The following is an 18,929-nucleotide window of genomic DNA, read 5'->3' on the forward strand; positions in this document are numbered from 1 at the left end:
GTTCTCTATCCTTGATCAAGCCCAATCGGGCGTGCATATCAATTGCGATTTCTGCGCGTTGTCACCCTGCGGAACGAGCTTCGGCCTTTCGCCGCGCTGGCTGCGTGCATCATCGGGAAAATCAGACCCCAGCGACCTGCGCGCATGTATGCGTGCCTGATCCAGCGGCAGATCGATCAGGATGCCGATCGGGGTGGGCGCGGTTCCGAGGTGGGCAACCACTCTGGACACCGGCAGGCCATGGAAATCAGCATTGACGCAGAAGTAGGCAATGCCGAATTCCTCATCGCGCTCGCACGGCTCCGGTGTGTGGCGGGCCAGGTAGGGATTGGCGGGGCGGCCTGATTCGGCATTGAGATACCAGCCCTTCGGCTGGCAATCGAGCAGTCCGTCAAAGAGCGTTGCAGTGCTGTCCGGATCGCCCGCCAGCGGCGGCTCGCCCTGCGCGGCATGCGCGTCGGCGGCGATCTGCGCGTCCACCGCAGCCTGCGCGGAGCGGGCAGCGGCGGGCTGTTCGGCATCCTGGGGTGTTGCCTGTCCGCACGCCGCCAGCGGCAACAGCAGGCTGAGCAGAAGGATCGGGCGCAGCACACCGGACGCGTGACGATTGACGGGCTTGCTCTGATTCATGGTTCCGTGCCTTTTCGAAGAACCCCGGTATGGATCCGGGGCATGCGTTTCCATCACCCCGAGAATCCGGTCAACCTCCAGCTGGAGGTGTCGCTCTGGCTCCAGTTCGGCAGCTCGGTCTTGAACTGCGCCGGACCCAGGAACGACTTTGTTCCGGCATGGACGGTGATGACACCCGGGCACGCGAAGGTGATGTTGCCGCCCTCAACGGTGATGCTGGCACCACCGCTGGTGGCGATGTGCACAACCTTCCCTGCCTCGACTTCAACCACCCCCTGCGCGCTGCTCGCACGCAGCGGTTGCCGGGCCTGCACATGGATGGCATCGGCCTGCGCCTGCACGTCCACCACACCGGTGCCTGCCACCGCAACCAGCGTGGGACCGCCCGCACCCGCACCGGAACTGGCCGCGGCCAGCATGCCCAGCGCCTGCGATGCATGAAGCCGCGCCTGCCCCATCACGGCCAGGTCGCTATGGCTGCCACTGGACAGCAGCACGCCCTCGCCACTGGACCACTGCAGCGTTTGCCCGGCGACGTGCACCACACCCTCGGGCGCGGCCACGCCCAGCAAGGGATCCCCGCTGTGCGGCACGCGTTTGTCACCGGGCGAGGCGTCGCGCTCGCGGGCCTGCTCGGTCGCCGCATCGAAGCCTTCGCCGGTCAAGGTGGTGCGCACGCTCTTGAGGATGCCTGGCAGCGGCGACTGGCCGGTCATCAGGACCGAGCGCTGCTTCGCCCCCGCCCCCTCCTGCATCGCCAGCGGGCTGGTCACGTGCTTGCGCGCGGCCTGGGTGAAACGCTCGCCCAGCGTCTGCAGCTGCGCCAGCAGCGCGGAAGGCTGCACTGCTTCACCCGCAGGCGCCGTCGGACGGCGGCCATAGGCCGAGAACCATGCGCCTGCCGGCGCACGCACTGCGCCCCATGCATCGCTGCGCAGCTCGAAGCCGGTACCACGCAGGCTGCCGACGTAGTTGTCGGCCTGGTGCCGCAGGTGCCCCAGCGTCAGCTGCGATGCCTGCTGGCTGCTGGCCAGCTGCGCACGCAGCTGTTGGTTGGAATCGTCGAACAACAGATGGTTGCTGCCGTCACCGCCGTCCCACTCGCGCGAGCGGATGCCCCAGAGCGCGCCGCCGTGGCGATGGGCCTGGTCACCGGCACCGGCCGCGTGCCACGCCGGCGCCTGGCCACCACTGAGATTGGCCTGCGCACTGTTGCGCGCATCACCGGCCTGGCCATAGGCCGACAGGTCGCTCTCTCCATTGGCACCGGCGGTGGTGGGGGCCACGCCGGCTTCGCCGCGGCCGTTGTACAGCGCGCCCAGCACCAGCGGCCGATCGATATCCGCATCGAGGAAGCCCACCAGCACTTCCTGGCCGATGCGCGGCAGGAACTGACTGCCGACACCCGGGCCCGCATAGCGCTGCGCTACACGCAGCCACGCGCTGTCATGGGCACCATCGCCCTGCCCGTTCTGGAAATGAAAACGCACGCGCACGCGGCCGTGACTGTCGGCATGCAGGTCCTTGCCGGTGCTGCCCTGGCCGGCCACCACCACCGCGGTCTGATAGCCGGGCACGGTCGGGCGGGGATTGAGCCGCGCACCGGTGCCATCCACCAGCAGCGGGCGCCAGGGCGTGGCGCGCGGCACCGCGTCGAAGCGATTGCCGTAGCCGACCGCGTCCGCCTGTTGCCACAGTGCTGCGTCCTCGGACACGCCGGGTGCAACACCCAGCGCATCCTCGAGACTGCGCCGCAGGTCGGTGGGCAGGTTGTTGATGCCCGCATGGTCGACGGCCACCAGCAGCAGCTCGGGCGGCGTCGTGCCGGGAGCCTGCTGCAGTCGCAGCCAGTTGCCCGAGTGCAGGCCACGCACCGTACCGTGCCCCTGCCAGCGGCGGCTGTGCGCTTCGCGCGCCTGTGCCAGCAGCCGGGCCTGGCGCGACGCGGCAGCACTGTCACTGAAGGCATAGGCGCCCACGGCATCGAAATCTTCGCGCGCCGACGCACTGCCACCGCCGTCCATCGGCGACTGGCCCGCCAGCGCACGCACCTGACGGTAATCATCACTCTGCAGGCTGACCGTCGTGCTGGCCAGACGCCGGCACAGGCCGATGGCCTGCACGCTGTCACTGGCTTCGGTGGCATCGCTGCGATGGAAGCGCACGCCGGTGCCGGCACTGGTGGCATCTTCCGGCAGCGCGACACTGTCGGCAAAGATCTCCATGCCGTTGCCGCAGGGCGCTTCCTCGTCGGCGTACAGCCGCCAGCCCAACCCCTCTTCGGCCAGCAGCCGCTGCAGGAAATCAGCGTCACTCTCGCGGTACTGCACGCAGTAACTGCGTACGCGCGCGCCCAGGAAGGCATCGACGCCCTCGGCCCAACGCCAGCGTGCGATGTCGCCGTGTCCAGCGAGGACCGCATCGACGATGGCACGAAGGCCCTGTTCCTGGAAAACGCGGCTGTGGCGCGCATGCTGCAACCACCAGGTCCACGACACCAGCCGCAGCCGGTAGCGCACCAGCCCGCCATCGCCTCCGAGCCTGGCGGCATCGGCAACCAGGCCACTGCGTTGCCATTGCCCGCCGTCGGCAAGCTGCGTGATCAAGGTCGCGCGCGTGGCCGGCAACGATGCCAGTTCAATACCAGCGTCGGTGGTGAGTACATCGACCTCGGTCCACGCATCTTCGCCCAGCGCGTCGCGCCCACGCCAGCGCTCCACGGTGCATGCCGTGAATGCCTCGGACTGCAGACGATAGAGACGCTGGGCATCGCCAAGACCGGCGGCCTGCGTCATCAGGTAATTCAGCTGATCCATGCCATTTCCAGAGTGAAGGCGCCAGATCGAGTCTGTACGGCGCCGGTTTCCAGCCTTTGAATCTACCAGATTGTGGTGTTCGTCAAAATCACGGCGCAGAATGTGGCGATGAACTGCGCTCTCCGTCACATAATTGGCGGAATGGCGCATTCAGTCTTGGCGACTTTCTCACTTCCCGCAACCGCGTTCACATTCAACCGCTAGAATCGACCGCAGTCCCCAACGAGACCTGCCATGCTGGATCAGGAAGCCCTGCTGGCCCCGATTTCGGACCACGCCCCGACCGGTGAAGACCTGTCGTTCTCGGCGGAGTTTGATCGGATCATCGAAAACCGTCGTGCCGACGACCCCACCCTGGACCAGGGTGCGTGGCAGACCGACATCAAGTATGCCGATTGGACCAGCGTGCTGCGCGAATCCAACGACCTGCTGCAGTCACGCACCAAGGACCTGCGCGTCGCCGGCTGGCTCACCGAAGCGGCCACCCAGCTGGACGGGTTCCAGGGCCTGGCCAGCGGCTACCGGGTCACTGCCGGCCTGTGTGACCGCTACTGGGACGAGGTTCACCCGCAGGCGCCGGATGGCGACTTCGAGGAACGCATCGGCAACCTGAGCTGGCTGCTGACCAATTCACTGCAATGGTTGCGTTCGGTGCCGATCATCGTCGCACCGCAGGGCCGCTTCAGCCTGGCCGATTTCGAACACGCCCATGCCCGCGCGGCCAGTGGCGAGGAAGATGACGGTCGGCCAGGACTGGAGATGCTCAATGCAGCCCGTCGCGATACCCAGCACGGGTTCTACCGGCAACTGGCCGATGACCTGCCCGAGTGCAGCCAGGCCCTGGCCGAACTGCAGGCTGCGGTCGACAACCGGCTCGGCCTGGATGGCCCGAGTTTCAGTGCGGTGCGAGAGCAGCTGGAACACCTGCAGCGCACCGTGCTGCGCTTCGCGCGCGAGGCGGGCGTGCTGCTCGATGGCGAGACCGGGCCGGCAGAGGACACGTTCAGCGGCACTGACTTCGCCGCGGATGCCCCGGCATTCGACCCGGCGCCGGTCAGCGCCGCCCCGCGTGGGCCGGCCGGTGCTCCGGGCTCGCGCAAGGAAGCACTGCAGCAACTGCGCCAGGTCGCCGAGTTCTTCCGTCGCACCGAGCCGCACAGCCCGGTGGCCTATCTGGCCGAGAAGGCGGCACGCTGGGGCGAGATGCCGCTGCATGTCTGGCTCAAGCGGGTCATCAAGGACAACAGCACGCTGGAGCAGATGGAAGAAATGCTGGACGTCAATCCGGAAGATTGAACCGGCTGTCGCTTCAGCAGGGAGAGCGGGCCCGGCCCGCTCTCCCTTGCACCTACTGGATCTTGAACTCGATACGACGGTTGCGCGCGCGGCCCTCGTCGCTGGTATTGTCCGCCACCGGCTCGTCAGGCCCCTTGCCCAGCACGTCCATGTGACTGCCCGGGATGCCCTTGGACATCATGTAGTTCTTGACCGCCAACGCGCGCGCATGGCTCAGCGTCAGGTTGGATTCGCGCTGGCCCACATTGTCGGTATGGCCGATGACCAGGAAGCGGCTGTCCGGCATCTGCGCCATCTTGGCCACCATCTCGTCGAGGATGCTCATGCCGAAGGGCGTCAGGCGTGCGCTGCCACTCTGGAACTCGATGATGCGGTTGGCCAGGGTCTGGTCCAGCACGTTCTGCTGCGAGCCGACCTTCAGTGCATTGGTGACCGTATAACTGGTGTTGCTGGCCAGACTGAGGTCACTGGCAACCTGCTGGCGCAGCGCCTCGTTGCCCACCTCACCCGTGATGCGCACGGCCTGGCCATTCACCTCCAGCTTGCCCGGTGACACCCGCTTCAAGCCCGGATTGATCATGCCCGCGACATAGTCTCCCCAGTTCGGTGGCGTCGCGATGGTTTCCACCTGGATGCGGTCAACCACGCGCTCGGCGCCGTACACCGCGCGCAGATTGTTGAGCAGCTTGGCCTTGGTGGCCTGATCGGGCACCACGCCTTCGATGACCACCGGCCGTTCACCGGCGGCCGCAGCCGGCCCATTCTGCGCGGCAAGCGGTGCGGCCGCCAGCAGCAGCGGCCACATGAGATGGAAAGGATTGCACAGGCGCATCGTCAGGTTCCCAGGAAAGTCTCGCCGAACAGCTTGCGTGCGGTGGCCAGCGCCAGGTCGTCACGGTCGAGGAAGCTGCCGAAGCGGTTGAGGTTGTAGTCGCCGCGCAGGTAGTCGTCCACCCACTCCGAGTGCTGGATGCGGATCAGGAAGTCACCGGCTTCGGCCGGGTCCAGCACCGCACGCAACACCTGACGATCGGCGCCGTTGAAGCCGACGATCATGCTCGGCGCGGCATCGTTGCGGATCAGCACCGCCAGTTCGAAATCACCGCGGGCGACGAAGCTGGACAGCAGGTCGAGCCAGAACGCCGCCACCAACGGCCGGTAGGCCGGATCTCGCACCAGCGGGAACACCAGCGCCTTGTCGATGTTGACGTCGCCGCCGCCGAGCACCGGCTGCAGCAGCAGGCCCAATGCCGGCAGCACCTGACGCAGCGCCACGTCGCCATGCCCGGAATCGCGCAGGCGCTGTTCGAGGTCGGCCACCGTGGTGCTTTCCAGGAAGTCCTGGAAGCTGCCGTTGTAATCGCCCGGGTCGGTGCTGATGGTGAAGCGCGCGTCGGCCAGCTGGGCCAGCGCCTGCGCCGCGTCGCCGGCCTGGTAGGCCTGGCGCGCCAGCCGGGCCAGGCCCGACCAGGCGTTGGACATGGCCAACGGGCTGCGGCCAATGAACGTCAGCGGTTCCGGTGCATCCAGGCGCAGCGCCGACAGCAGCGGGAAGCGTCGTTCGGACGCATCACGGCTGGCCAGGAAGTGGCCGCACAGCACCATCTTGCTGCGTGAGCCGAGGAAGGCGTAGTGGATCTCCGGCGCTTCGTCGTAACGCTGCTTCCAGTCCGGACTCTGGCTCAGCAACTCCAGGCTCTCGCCGGCCCAGCGATCGAGCCAGCCCAGCAACTGGTGGTTGTCGGCGGCGCGGACGAAATCTCCGCGTGAGGGCACCTTGCCGAAGTACGACACGCCTGCACTGACCACCCGGCTCATCGTGCACCTCCTGCCGCCGGTGCCGGTGCAGCCGTCGTGCCTGTCGCCGGCGCGACCGGCGTAACCGGCGTTCCACCGGCCACACGCTCAGGCAGCTGCAGCCCGCGCTGCCAGTCACCACCACCTTCGCCTCCGCCCCCGCCGGCGCGGCGCACGATACGCATCTCCACGGTCACCCCGACGCCATTGCCATTCCAGGTGATGCGGCTGGAATCATCCAGGCGCTCGTACTCACCCTCGGCCATCAGGCGATTGAAGCCATTGGAGCCGGGCGCACTGAACACCTCCACGGTGCGACCGTCGCCAGTCACGGCGGTGATCTTCACACCGGGCACCTGGCCCACATTCGGGTACTGCATGGTCGTCCATTGCGGCGGCGTATTGCGATAACGCAGCACCTGGCCATCAATCTCGATGGTGTATTCCAGGGCACCGGCCGCCGGCGCCGGCAGGATCTCGAAGATCGTGGTGTCCTGCGCCGCACCGGCTGCCGAGCCGCTCACCCAGTTGCCGTAGTTGGCGACCAGGTCAGCCGACAGGTTCACGCCCTGCCCGGCCCAGCGACGGGTCTCCAGCAGCGGACCGCGCTGGATGACCAGCGTGCCCAGTGCCTCCTTGTTGAAGGCGGCGATGCTGCCGCTGGCGCCGAAGATGCCGGCGATGTCACTCGGTGCGGCATCAACGTCGGAGTTCAGGTTGAACGGATACTGCTGGCCGATGCGCGCCTTGAACGGGTCGTAGACCTGCGCCTTCCAGGTCTTGTTGACCTCCTCCTCGGTGGGCGGAATCAGCGCACTGAAGGTCTGGGTCAGCGGGCGCAGCAGTAGTGGACGCAGGGCCTCGCGCTGCTTCTCGTCCAGCCCGGTCAGCACCTGCTCGTCGACCAGCGCCAGGCCCACGCTCAGCTCGGAGCCTTCATTGCTGAAGGTGTCCTGCATCAGCTTGCGGGTGCCCACGCCGATCTCGCCCTGGCTCTTGATCGCGTTCAGGCGCGCGCGCAGCTTGGCCAGCGTTTCGAAGTAGGCCGTGATGACGGCCGGCTGGTCACCGCGCTCGGTGGTCAGTCGGGCAATGCCTTCAAAGGCCTTGCCGATCGGGCCAACGCCCTGCGCTGCGGCCGTCGCCGCCGGGTCCTTGCGCAGGATGGTGCGCTGGAACCAGGCCACGAAGCCCTTGCGTGCCTTGCTCGAGCGCGCCAGTGCCGGCGGGTTGTCCCACACCGTCTCTTCGTTGATACGCTCCAGCAGGATGCGCAGCGGCGAATTGCTGGCATCGCCCAGCTTGTTGATGCGTGCCACGGCTTCATCGAACGTGCTGAACTCGGCCACGCTCAGGCCCTGCACGAACTTGCTCCACTCGCGCGCGTAGTCGTTCTTGTACAGGTTGACCAGCTCGCGCGAGACATGCTCCGGGCTGCCGGCCAGCGACAGATCGCTCTGCTCGGTGGTGCCCAGCACCCAGTCGGTGGTGCTGAGCTGGGTGTTGGCCGCTTCCTTGATCGCGTCCTGCACGTAGTCTTCCCACGCCTTGCGCGAGAACGCGCCGGAGATCGCGTAGCTGCCATTGATCATGCGCCCGTTGCGCTCCACGCCGACCAGGTTGTCGACCGTGGTCGTGCCAAAGCGGGCACCGGCGCGCGCCTTGATCTGCGCATACACGCGCTCCATCGCCGGCTGCCCCTTCATCACCTGGCCCAGTGCCTGGCGCGTGTCGGAGACCAGGGTCACCTTGTTCTGCACCTGCGGCCAGCTCGGAGCGCCGGCCTGCGCCACGTAGAAGGTCATCAGCTTCTCGGCAGCGCGGACCATTTCCTCGCGGCTCATCTGGCCACGGTTGGCCTCCAGCCAGGTCCGCCAGAACAGCGTCAGCTGCTGCGACAGGTGCGCGCCCTCCACGTACTTGGGGTTGCCCAGCATCAGGTAGGTCTTGAGCGCGTTGTAGGCGTCGTTGGTGCTGGTCGGCGAGGCATTCTGGTACAGCACTTCGCTCTCGGCGGCAGCACTGTTGCCCTGGCCCAGCTTGTCACGCTCGGCCACCACCTGGCCCAGGTAGTTCTCCAGGTTGGCCACGGTCGGCGCCAGCATCACCTGCTGCATGCCGTGGTTGTACTCGCGCAGCAGCTTCTCGCGGATCGCCGTACCCTGGTACAGGCCCAGCCGGGTCGTGATGCCACCGTCCTGGCCATAGCGGTCCAGCTGTTCCATGCGGTCCTGAAGCAGCAGCAACGCATCGATGCGTGATTTCAGGTCCATGCGGTCCTTCTGCACGCGCACGGCCTGGTCCAGATCCTTGGTGGCATTGGCCACCAGCTGCGCGTTGGTGGTGTAGGACCACGTCCACAGGCCCAGCGCCAGCGCCAGCACGCCGACCGCGCCAAGGAAAACGCCATAGCGCAGGCGGTTCTGGTGCGGGCTGGAGTACTGCCGCACCAGTTCCTTGTCGGCGAAGATCACCTTGCGGAACAGGTCCTTCAGGAAGAACGCGGTATGCCCGGTCGGTGCCTCGTCCACGTTCGAGCCGCGTTCCAGGTTGAACTGGCGGCCGACGCGCTCGGAGGCGTGATGCACCGAGCGCCCTTCCTGCAGCGCGCTGGAGAAGTAGAAGCCACGGAACACCGGCTTGAACTGGTAGGGGTTGTCTTCGAACAGGGTGGCGATGAAGGTGCGCAGCGCCGGCTTGATGCCGACGAACTCCAGCGGCAGCGACAGCAGCCCCGGCGACACTTCGCGCCCGCGCTGCATCGCCATGTGGGTCAGGCTCATTTCCTTGATGCCTTCGGCCAGCTCATCGAAATGGCTGTCGAACGCGGCCAGTGCGTCACCCTGCTGCTGCACGTCGAACGGCAGCGTGGCACCCCACACATGCTCGCGCTCGCCCGGGTCGAGGTTGCGGAAGAACTCGCTGAAACCGGCGATCAGGTCGGCCTTGGTGAACAGCACATACACCGGCGCGAACACTTCCAGGCGCTCGGTTATCTCCTGCACGCGCTGGCGCAGGTTCTTGGCCAGCTCGATGGCGAATTCCGGCTTGCTGCCGGACAGTTCGGCCAGGCTGGCGGCGATGATCACGCCGTTGATCGGTGCACGCGGGCGGTTCTTCTTCAGCAGGCCGAGGAAGGTCAGCCACTCCATGCGGTCCTCGACGCTGACCGAGTAGCGGCCTGCGGTGTCGAGCACGATGCCGTTGGTGGTGAAGTACCAGTCGCAGTTGCGGGTGCCGCCGATGCCCTGCACCACGTTGCCGCGGTTGTCCTCGAACGGGAACTGCAGCCCGGAATTGAGGATCGCGGTGCTCTTGCCCGCCGCCGGGTTGCCGATGATCACGTACCACGGCAGTTCATAGAGCGCGGCATTGCCCTTCAGCACGCCCATCCGCGACGACTTGATCTGCTTGACTGCATCCATCATCCGCGAGCGCAGCGCCTCGGTGTCGGCACGCTGCGCCGGCTGCGCCCCGGCCACCGCCTTGTCCGCCTCGTCCTTGACCATCGCTTCCACGCGCTTGGCCGCGCGCCGGGCCAGGATCCGCTTGATGATCCAGACCAGCAGCGCCAGCACCAGCAGGCCGGCCAGCACAACGGCCACCCAGATGCCGATCTGCCGCGCCTCTGCCTCACCGTAGTGGGCCAGCGCAGCGGCACCGACCAGGCCGATCACCATCCACAGGCGGTAATCGCGCAGGTAGTAGCTGAAATTGCTCAAACTCATGCAGGGATCCAAGGGGTCAGGAGGCCGACGGCGCATCGGCCGCCAGCGTCGGGGAAGGAAGCGGGTCAACCAGGCCGAACAGGCGCTGCTGGTTGTCGGCGACGCCGAGCAGCAGTACCGGTTCACTCTGGCGTTGCAGTTGTACGTGGGCCAGCGCCAGCTGGGCCACCGGCAGCACCGGGCCCAGCTCGCCGGCGCTGACCGCCAGCGCCAGGCTCTGCGGACTGAAGTCGAGATCGGGGGCGAGCGTCGCCGCGATGGCGGCGGCGTCCACCATCAGGTCGCCCCGATGATCGGCGTCGTGCAGCACGAACTGGGCCTGGCCGCTGTCAGCGCCCAGCGCAGCATGCCACTGCGTGGCCAGCGCGGCCAGTTGACGACGCTGCTCGGCCGGGCGTTGGCCTTCAATCTGTTCGGCGCGCACCAGCTGCGGGCGCCACACACGACCGGCGCCTTCACGCGCCGCACTCGCGCTGGCCAGCAGCACGCCCGCCGCGCCCTCGCCCGGCACGCGGCCGTCGGGGTCCTTGGCCGTGGCCAGCACGCCGGCCGTCTGCCACGCCGAAATGATGTTGGCATCAATGCTCGACGACGAAGCCAGCAGCAAGTGCCAGCGCGGCGTGGACGACGCGTGCAGCGCATCGATCACCCGCTGCAGATGCGGCCAGACTTCGCGGGCGCCATCGAGCGTGGTGACGCGCACATCGAAGCGGCGCGCATCCAGGCCTGCCAGTCGCGCCTGCTCAAGCAGCCAGTCCTGTGCCCAGTGGCGCAGCGGATCGGACCAGCTGCCGGGCACTAGAAGGTCGATGCTGAGTACGTTCTCCACGCGCTGTTCGTCGCGACGACGCAGCCCAGCCACCACCACCTCCTCAGAGGCCACGATCTCCGGCAGCGCCGTGAACACGGTTTCCAGCAGCTCTTCCAGCACCGGTCGCAGCAACGCCAACGCGCGGCGTTCATGCGCCGCCGTGTCGATGCCATCCTGGCGCGCCTGCACGACCTCGAACTCGTCCAGGCCCTGGGCCGCGCTCATCCGCACCGGCAGGTTGTAATTGTCACGGAAGCGCCCATCCAGCGAAGGTCGCGGTGGCGCAGCAGCCGTCGCCAGCAGCGCCGGCGCATCCAGATCGACGCCCAACCGGAGGGTGCCGGCAAGCAGCGCGACCGAAGGCGGCGCAGCGGACTGCGGATCGGCCGCATCCTGCTTTGCAGCTCCCGCCTTGCCGTCATCAGACGTGGCCTTGTCCAGTGCCGATTCCGCGCCACGGCGCACAGCACCGCGCAGCATGAAGCCTGCGCTGCTCAGCCCAACAGGCAGCAGGCCCAAGTAGGCCAGCATCTGCATGCCGGTCGGTACCGTGCCGCTGTTGCGCCAATAGAGAATCGTCGCGCCCCAGGTGGCGATGAACACCATCACCACCGACGCTGCCTTGCCCAGCCATCCTGCCATCAGTTGCCCTGCTCCATGCGCTGCTCCCGTCGACCGCGTCGTTCAGCGCAGGCCAGTGATGGCCTGCGAGGCCATCAATGTCGCCCCGCAGGCCGTGCGGTCGCCGTCGCGCGCTACCGGCTGGCCATCGACCATTACCGTGGCGTCGCCACTGACGATCGTGGTGGCGCCATGCACCGCGCACACGGCACGGTCGCCCACCCGGGCCACCGCCTTGCCATTGATGTCGGTCTGGCCGGTGCCTGCCACCACGCTGCCGCCGTGGCTGAGCTTGTCACCGACAACGATAAACGGTCGTGCCATCCATCATGCTCCTTGATCCTGTGTGATCTGGCACTCCATCGCCCGTTCCGTGGCGACCCAGATCATCAGTGTTAACCATACCAGCACCGCCATGGGGTTATCACCCTTGGCGTGACAGCTCTTCACGCTTGGCTGCACGGGCCGCGCGGCAACGCGATGTCATTTCCACGTGAACATAATCCTTGATGCTGCGCCAGTTTCCGCCCCAGTCCAGGCCCGCCTGCTCAGCCAGCTCGCCGTAGAGGAAATAACCGCGCTTGGTCCACTCATCGTTCATGTCCCACTGCAGCTTGCCGTCGCGGATCGGCGCACTGTCCACGCCCAGCCCGTACTGGTGACAGCTCTGCCAGGCGCCGGCGCGTGTCGCCTTGCCCCCGGCCATCAACTCCGCCTGCCGCTCGGGGCTGCGATAGCCTTCAATCAGCACCATTTCATAGCCGTACTGGCGGCGCATCACTTCATAGATGGCCAGCACGCGCTGCTGCAGATCAGCATCGATCTGACCCCACTTGCGGTCCGCCGTCACGATTTCAGGCCGCAGGCGACGCACCTCGGCGGTGGTGAACACCTCCGGTGGCGGCGGCGGCGGCGGGGCCAGGCGCTCGCCCCGCAACAGCTGGGCGACCATGGAACTCGACTCGGCAAGATCATCGCCGCGAAAATCGTCGAGCACCACCGTCTGACGTGTGACCAATATCACAGTTGGGGGAATCAACAGCGCCGCGGCCGCAATCGCCATGATCGGCCAATGCCGCCGCAGCGCACTGTGCGCGGCGCCGGCTTCTTCACGAACCCCACTGCGCACCCGCGTCACACCGTGGCCGACTTTATCGCCGACCCGGCCCGCCCTGCGACGGAATCCACCCAGCCGGCGCGCCAGCGCTTCACGCAGCGATTCCACCGTTTCGGGAAACAACAACACCCAGCACACCACGGCTACAAGCACTACCGCCGCAATGGCAGCAACCACGATTGGCAACACCGGTCCTCCCTGACACGTAATCTGGTTGACGCCCCACCGCCTTTCACTAAGAATGCGGAAATTCGCTTCGGCAGATGCCGACTCAAACCAAGGGCTGGATGCACTTGAATAATGGCGGAATCAATCGGCCAAGTCTGCTCTCAGGGGGAGCGCAGGCGAAGGGCCAGGCCCCGAGTTCGGGCCGTATTCTGGCAGACATGGAGGGCCGGCAGGCAACCGCGTCGCCTCGTGCTGCGCGCGTTTCCTCCGGCGGCAACCGTCGCCTCGGCCTGTGGCTCGCGATCGCGGGCACCGTGGTGGTCATTGCCGGCCTGACCGTGTGGGGCCTGTCCGGCAGCGGCGATTATCGCGAGCCCGGTGAGTACTCACTGGCGCCGGAACCCGTGCACGCCACCGGCCATCCGGATCTTCCGGCCAGCGCTCCGCGCGATGGTGCAGCGATGATTGTCGATGCGCCGGCTACCACGGGCGAACCGGCCCTGCCCGCGCCCGCGCCGGCACCGATGGAAACTGCGGCGGCCCCGGCCGAAACTGCTTCGGCGGCCACCGCTGCAGCAGCTGCCGCCGGTACTGCGGCGGCGACGGGTGCGTCTTCACGCGGCGCCGCGCAGGCATCGCGCAGCAGCCGTGCCCCTGCCGCTTCGTCAGCCGGCAGCAAGGGCAAGCAGGACGAGAACCTGCTCGGCACCCTGCTCGGCATCATCAAGGAAGAGGACAAGGCCAAGGGCAAGGCGAAGGCCAGCACCCAGCCGCAAAGCATGGATGACCTGATCGCGCAGATCGAAGCCGACCAGCGCAAGCGCACCGAGGACGAGCGTGCCGCCTTCGAGCGCGTGGCCAGCAAGAGGTCCGCCTCGACCGAATCGAACATCCAGGCCCAGCTGCGCGCCTGCCCGAGCCCGGCATCGTTGAAGGGCGTCGATTGCCGCCGCAGGATCTGTGCAGCGGTGAGCGGCAAGGACCCGGCCTGCCCGGCGATGTGAACTGCTTTTGTGGGGTCGAGCCGTGCTCGACGCTGCGGGGACGGATACCCGTGAAGATCGAACCGATCAGGCTCGTCTACATTGCGCTGGTGCTTGGCGTGTTCTGCGTGACCTCGCACTCGATGTACCACTATCTCGCACGCTTTTCACGCTGGCAGTCGAAGTCCAAGCGCTGGCTCGCCATCAGCCCATTACTGGGCTCCATGGCGCTGATCGTTTTTACCGTGTACTACGTCACGACGCATTAGCAGGGCGAGCACACGATCCAGTCCCCACCGACTGGGGCTCAGGAGCCGCCGGTGGTCCACGGCAGAAGCGCCAGCAGAACCATCGGCGCAAGCACGATCACTGCATTGAACAGGGCCGGCAGCAACCAGCGAACCCATAGCGCGCCTGTCCACTGCTGCGGGTGCGCCGCTGGGTTGGGCGATGCCTTCATCGTCAGAGCATCCACCTCACCGGCCAACGCATCGGGCCAGGCAACACGTGGGGCACGGCGCAGCAGCCAGAATCCCGCCAGTTCGAACCAGAACACGAGGCTGCCCGGAAACAGGATATGAAGCCATCCGGAAAGCCCGCTGACGCGGTGGTCACGATCAATCCGAGGATCGAACACGAGCCGCTCCAACTGCACCAGGTCGGCCTGGACCCCGTCCCATGGCGGAGGGGCCGCGCTCGCAGGAAGTGTGCTCATGTCGCCGTTCATGTAGTGCCGAAGAAATTCCCATAGATCTTCGGGACCGGCATCGTTGAGCGCAGGCTCAGACAGGGGCAGGAACGTATCGATCTGGCGACCGCCTGGCGCCAGCGCAACGACGGCAAGCACTTGAACTGGCATGGACACATGCTTGCCGCGGACCGAATCCGATCTGCTGATGGGCACCACGGTATCGTAGTCCAGACTTTGCCAGCCCCTGCTTGGGCCCAACCAAGCGTAGAACTTTCGAAGCCGCCGACTGAGCACCACCGGCGGCTCCGCAGGTTTGCGATAGAGATGAAGGGCCAACGCGAGGCAGCCGATCATGCCGGCAAAAAACAGCGCTGCCAGCACTATCAGATGCGGCCAGCCTTGCGCCCCGCCTTTGATGCTCAGCATCACGTTCATCGCCATGCTGAACAGCGGTAGCAGCGCCATCAGCGAGAGCACAAATAGAAAGCCCCGGTTCGAGGACCGCCTCCAGGTCGAAAACACCAGGCAGTTCTCATCGATCCACTGAACCGCGCGACCAGGGCCCACACGTGCGCATCCCGGCAGACCCGCGTCCGCCAGGAAATGGCCCCAGTAACCATTCCGCTCTGGAAGCACCTGGAATCCAGCCATCGCCGTCACCGTGCCTCGTCCGTGCGTTTCTTCAACAGTTGCCGCACCTCATCATTGCGAGCCATCGATGCGGCTATCGATTCTTTCCAGAAGCGCTCCATCTCATCTGCACGCCCTCCTGCATGATCGACCCGCCCGTACACCGCCGGCGCGCGGAGCGGCGGCACACTGGAGGCCTCAGATGCTCCGCGACGGACCACGGCCGCCGGCCAGACGGGCCTTCGGCACAACTTCATCGCCAGGAAGCGGAACAGCGCCCAGGGCAAGGTGAGCGGCAGTGCAATCCACATCAGCCCTGCGCCCGCAGAAGAGACATGAATGATGAACGCATTGCGGAAGCTCGGCACTACCGATGTATAGAGCTGCAATGGCGGAAACGGAAGCGCGAAACGCCCCTCTTCCATGAAACGCCGGATCATTTCCCAGTGTGCGAGCACAACGGCGGGGTTCGAACCGCAATCCGAGCCTACTGCAAAGGTGTGCACGACCTGATCGCCGCGCATCACCATGCCTCTCAGGTCGTAGGTGTAACCCTCGTCGGGCCCCATCGGTTTGTCCCTGCCAATGATGAAGCGGACATCCGACCAGGGTGCAGAGATCACCTTGTTGCGTCCGCCTGTGAAGACATGCACCTGACGCGCGGTTCGATCAAAGCGGATCGGGTAGTACTGATACCTGAAAACATCCCGCAGTATCAGCATCCAGAAGACAAATCCCAAAAACGCGAGAACAAGCGCAATCACGCCGGCGGCGACATAGATAGCATCAAGTGACTGCGCTTTGTTCTCGGTAGTGATCGCCGCATGCAGCATCGCAATGATGAAGATCGCACCCAGGCTCACAAAGACGCTGCCGCCCATCAGAGCCCACCCCCGGTACAAGAAATGCCGATCCACGTACTCCATGCAGTCGGCATCCATTCCGATGATGCCCTTATCGATTGGTGTAAACGTGGAGGAGTCGAACTGGCGCATATCGGCGCCTTCTTCATACTTGGACAGGGGGCGATTGTTGCGGTAGCGCTGGGCCAGCCAGCCGGCGAACTGGCTCATCGCCCATCTCCCATGTTCGTGAAAGCAACCTTGCACCGGGCCGGTACCCGGTGAGCAATCCCGTGTTGATGAACATTCATCCCAACGAGCGCTCGATCGAGTAGATGATGTAGAGGCCCGCCCCAACGCCAAGCGCGGTACAGATCAGCGGCCATGGTTTCTCCAGGAAGCCAAGTCTGGGATTGTCCCGCCAATCCCAACTCCGGCGTCGCCTGAAACGGTCAATTGCACTGGATCATCAATACTCCTGATCTCAGCCAGACTTGACAGCATCCTGCTATAGGAACGCGACTTTAAGAAAAAGACCAATGGGCACCATCCAAGCGATTACGCCAAGCGTCATGGAAACCTGCAAAAGACTCTTACTCTTGTTCGTGACCTCGGCATAGCGCCGGCCTTTTGCTTTCAGCGGGGAGTTGCTCTCCATACTCTCGAACCTGCCCGGCCATGGTCCTGTTTCCTTCAAGCCCAATGGCCCCTTGGATATCCAAGCCCCAATCAGCTCTGTGACTTGCAATGGCGTAATCAACATGATCCACAGCATGTTGCAAATAACCAGCCAGGGCGTCCATGACTTTTCCCCCATCCATCGCTGGCGGAGCATTTCACCCGTCCATATGCTCACCGCTAGTTGCTTCGCCCAGCACATACGAGGCGAGACAATTTGGAACTTAGGAAGCCCATCATGCGGCCCATCCATAAATTGCTTGAAGAAGCCGTAGCGCTGAGCTCCTGCGCCAATGAGGTCACCCTTCGCCGCGATGAATTCTGATCGGACAACGCCTGTATCTTCGTCAACATCCGCGAGGATTAGCTGATATGTGACTGCACCACCCGCAGCATGGACAATCTGAACAATGCGAATGAATGGCTTGAGAGCACGCCAGTCGTATGTATTTGCGCCTGCCTTACTGAAAACCGTGACAATCCTCTCGATCCTATCCATCAAAAGTGGCTCGGCCCGGTTACCACTTCGAACTGCGTTAAACACATTAATACCGACAGCGACACTTAGCAGCAATGCCAAGACCATTACAGCCACCGGGATCGAGTTCGCCTGCCCTGCCGCAGCCATTTTCGGAATTAATTTTAGGATTGCAGCATCTATGGGAACAAGCGAGAAAAGAAAAATTATCGCCACCCCCTTACCAGCGGAAACCGAGGCGACATCGGGCGCAGCAATCAACACTTCATCATTTATATCCAGAACGAAATCGGGACCACCCGCCTCCACCCTGTTCAGAAGCAGCGGATACATTGCCCCGCCCTGCCCTTGGACGGGCCTGCTCATATCCAGAACTTCGACTTGCGGCGAAACGCAATCTCCCAATTCAACCATTACCGCCCGCCTCTCCTGATAGCAGGGCCGCCACGCTCGACGCGGCGCAGTCGCGAGCGAAAAGCAGCGGGCCATCTTGCTCGCAACTATTGCGCTGAGCCTGCCCGGGCAGACAACCACCCAGACTCCTGCCGCCGCGCCAATTGACTCCCACCATCCATATCATCGAGTAACTCAACGCTGGATGGCGAAATAGAAGAGACCGAAGAGAAGTATCCAGACGAAGACCCCCAAGGCGAGCGCAATAACAATTATTATCCTTGAAATAGGGGTAACGTCGCCATAGCGATCCGCCTTCGACTTCAGGACAGAGTCGTCCTTCAACGCATCAAATCGCGACGGCCAAGGGCCCGTTTCCTTAACTCCGAATGGCCCCTTGGAAATCCAAGCGGCGATCAGCTCTGACAGCTGAAATGGCATCAGCAACACGGTCCAAAGCAAACTTACTAACGTGATAGCGGGCGTCCAAGGCTGCTGACCCAGCAAGCACTTACGAGTCGCACCTAAGGTCCAGATACTCACCGCCATCCGCTTAAGCCAGCCCATGCGCGACGAAACCAACTGGAACCTGGGAAGATCGGAAAGGGAACCCTCCATGAAAACCTGAAAGAACCCAAATCTATGAGCACCCGCGCCTATCAGATCACCCTTGCCCGCGACAAATTCCGAGCGCACTTTACCGGTATCATCCTCAACGTCCGCCAGTATCAACTGGTACGTAACCGAGCCACCCGCAGCATGCACAACCTGAATGATACGAATAAATGGTTTTAGCGAACTCCAATTGTAGACCTCGCCTTCAGAGCCACTGTAATGGGTAACGGTCTGGTCCAGCCTATTAAAAAGAATCGGTTCCAGGCGATCACCATTGCGCACCGCCCTGAAAACAAATACGGCCGCCGCAGCACCCAGGACGGCAACCAGAAAAACCATAATTAAAGGAAAAACCAACTTCGATGCATCCTCCAAGAGCATCGGCAAAAATCCAAGAACAACGCCAATTATCAGAACAATCGCGAACAACAAAATGACCGCGATGCCTTTACCAGCTGAAATTGAATTGACGTCCGGAACAACAACTAAAGCATCCTCGTTTACGTCGAGGATAAAATCAGGACCGCCATCCTCGGTGCGACGCAAGAGCAGCGGATACATCTTTCCGCCACGCCCCTGCACGGCGCCATTCATATCCATCACGTCAATCTTCATTCAGTCACCAATCCGCATTT

At 64.5% G+C, this 18,929-nt stretch carries 15 protein-coding genes; 3 read left to right on the forward strand and 12 right to left on the reverse strand.

Translation table 11 applies throughout. The annotated features are described in order from the left end of the window. Positions 1-15: 15 nt before the first annotated feature. Together QZ853_RS17215 and QZ853_RS17220 are read right to left on the reverse strand one after the other, a co-directional pair. A complete protein-coding gene (locus QZ853_RS17215) occupies positions 16-630 on the reverse strand; it encodes a hypothetical protein (protein WP_295575776.1) in 615 nt (204 codons plus the stop codon). A gap of 53 nt (positions 631-683) precedes the next feature. Further along, positions 684-3,446, reverse strand: a complete 2,763-nt coding sequence (locus QZ853_RS17220) for a type VI secretion system Vgr family protein (RefSeq protein WP_295575778.1) — start codon at positions 3,444-3,446, stop codon at positions 684-686. Positions 3,447-3,680: 234 nt separating this feature from the next. On the opposite strand from QZ853_RS17220, the gene tssA reads away from it, so the two are divergent. After that, positions 3,681-4,742, forward strand: a complete 1,062-nt coding sequence (gene tssA / locus QZ853_RS17225; protein ID WP_295575782.1) for a type VI secretion system protein TssA — start codon at positions 3,681-3,683, stop codon at positions 4,740-4,742. Between the two features lie 52 nt (positions 4,743-4,794). On the opposite strand, the gene QZ853_RS17230 is transcribed toward tssA, so the two are convergent. The 6 genes from QZ853_RS17230 to QZ853_RS17255 form a co-directional block, all read right to left on the reverse strand. After that, entirely contained in the window at positions 4,795-5,574 is a 780-nt protein-coding gene (locus tag QZ853_RS17230; RefSeq protein WP_295575785.1) for an OmpA family protein, read from the reverse strand. 2 nt (positions 5,575-5,576) lie between these two features. Further along, a complete protein-coding gene (gene tagF / locus QZ853_RS17235; RefSeq protein WP_295575790.1) occupies positions 5,577-6,560 on the reverse strand; it encodes a type VI secretion system-associated protein TagF in 984 nt (327 codons plus the stop codon). Then, complete coding sequence (tssM, locus tag QZ853_RS17240; protein ID WP_295575796.1) at positions 6,557-10,267, reverse strand: type VI secretion system membrane subunit TssM; 3,711 nt, start codon at positions 10,265-10,267, stop codon at positions 6,557-6,559. The genes tagF and tssM overlap by 4 nt, the downstream gene beginning before the upstream one ends. A 16-nt stretch (positions 10,268-10,283) precedes the next feature. Then, a complete protein-coding gene (locus QZ853_RS17245; RefSeq protein WP_295575801.1) occupies positions 10,284-11,720 on the reverse strand; it encodes a hypothetical protein in 1,437 nt (478 codons plus the stop codon). 42 nt (positions 11,721-11,762) lie between these two features. Beyond that, the gene (locus QZ853_RS17250; protein ID WP_295575804.1) at positions 11,763-12,023 is read right to left on the reverse strand and encodes a PAAR domain-containing protein; all 261 of its coding nucleotides are present in this window, start codon (positions 12,021-12,023) and stop codon (positions 11,763-11,765) included. A 100-nt stretch (positions 12,024-12,123) separates the two neighbouring features. Beyond that, complete coding sequence (locus QZ853_RS17255) at positions 12,124-13,005, reverse strand: M15 family metallopeptidase (protein ID WP_295575807.1); 882 nt, start codon at positions 13,003-13,005, stop codon at positions 12,124-12,126. 197 nt (positions 13,006-13,202) lie between these two features. On the opposite strand from QZ853_RS17255, the gene QZ853_RS17260 reads away from it, so the two are divergent. Next, a complete protein-coding gene (locus QZ853_RS17260; protein WP_295575810.1) occupies positions 13,203-13,988 on the forward strand; it encodes a hypothetical protein in 786 nt (261 codons plus the stop codon). 50 nt (positions 13,989-14,038) lie between these two features. After that, a complete protein-coding gene (locus QZ853_RS17265; protein ID WP_295575813.1) occupies positions 14,039-14,236 on the forward strand; it encodes a hypothetical protein in 198 nt (65 codons plus the stop codon). A 38-nt stretch (positions 14,237-14,274) separates the two neighbouring features. Here the strand turns inward: QZ853_RS17265 and QZ853_RS17270 are convergent, their stop codons facing one another. The 4 genes from QZ853_RS17270 to QZ853_RS17285 all read right to left on the reverse strand — a co-directional run bounded on the left by QZ853_RS17270 (position 14,275) and on the right by QZ853_RS17285 (position 18,909). Beyond that, positions 14,275-15,309 carry a hypothetical protein gene (locus QZ853_RS17270; protein WP_295575817.1) on the reverse strand — a complete coding sequence of 345 codons (1,035 nt, stop codon included), beginning with the start codon at positions 15,307-15,309 and terminating at the stop codon, positions 14,275-14,277. A 5-nt stretch (positions 15,310-15,314) separates the two neighbouring features. After that, positions 15,315-16,361: a DUF6708 domain-containing protein gene (locus QZ853_RS17275; protein WP_295575819.1), complete on the reverse strand. Its 1,047-nt coding sequence runs from the start codon at positions 16,359-16,361 to the stop codon at positions 15,315-15,317. A gap of 277 nt (positions 16,362-16,638) precedes the next feature. Beyond that, complete coding sequence (locus QZ853_RS17280; RefSeq protein WP_295575822.1) at positions 16,639-17,700, reverse strand: hypothetical protein; 1,062 nt, start codon at positions 17,698-17,700, stop codon at positions 16,639-16,641. A gap of 174 nt (positions 17,701-17,874) precedes the next feature. Then, positions 17,875-18,909, reverse strand: coding sequence for a hypothetical protein (locus tag QZ853_RS17285; protein ID WP_295575824.1), 1,035 nt, complete (start codon positions 18,907-18,909; stop codon positions 17,875-17,877). Positions 18,910-18,929 lie beyond the last annotated feature (20 nt).

The sequence above is a fragment of the uncultured Stenotrophomonas sp. genome (genome assembly GCF_913778665.1).
Lineage (GTDB): Bacteria > Pseudomonadota > Gammaproteobacteria > Xanthomonadales > Xanthomonadaceae > Stenotrophomonas.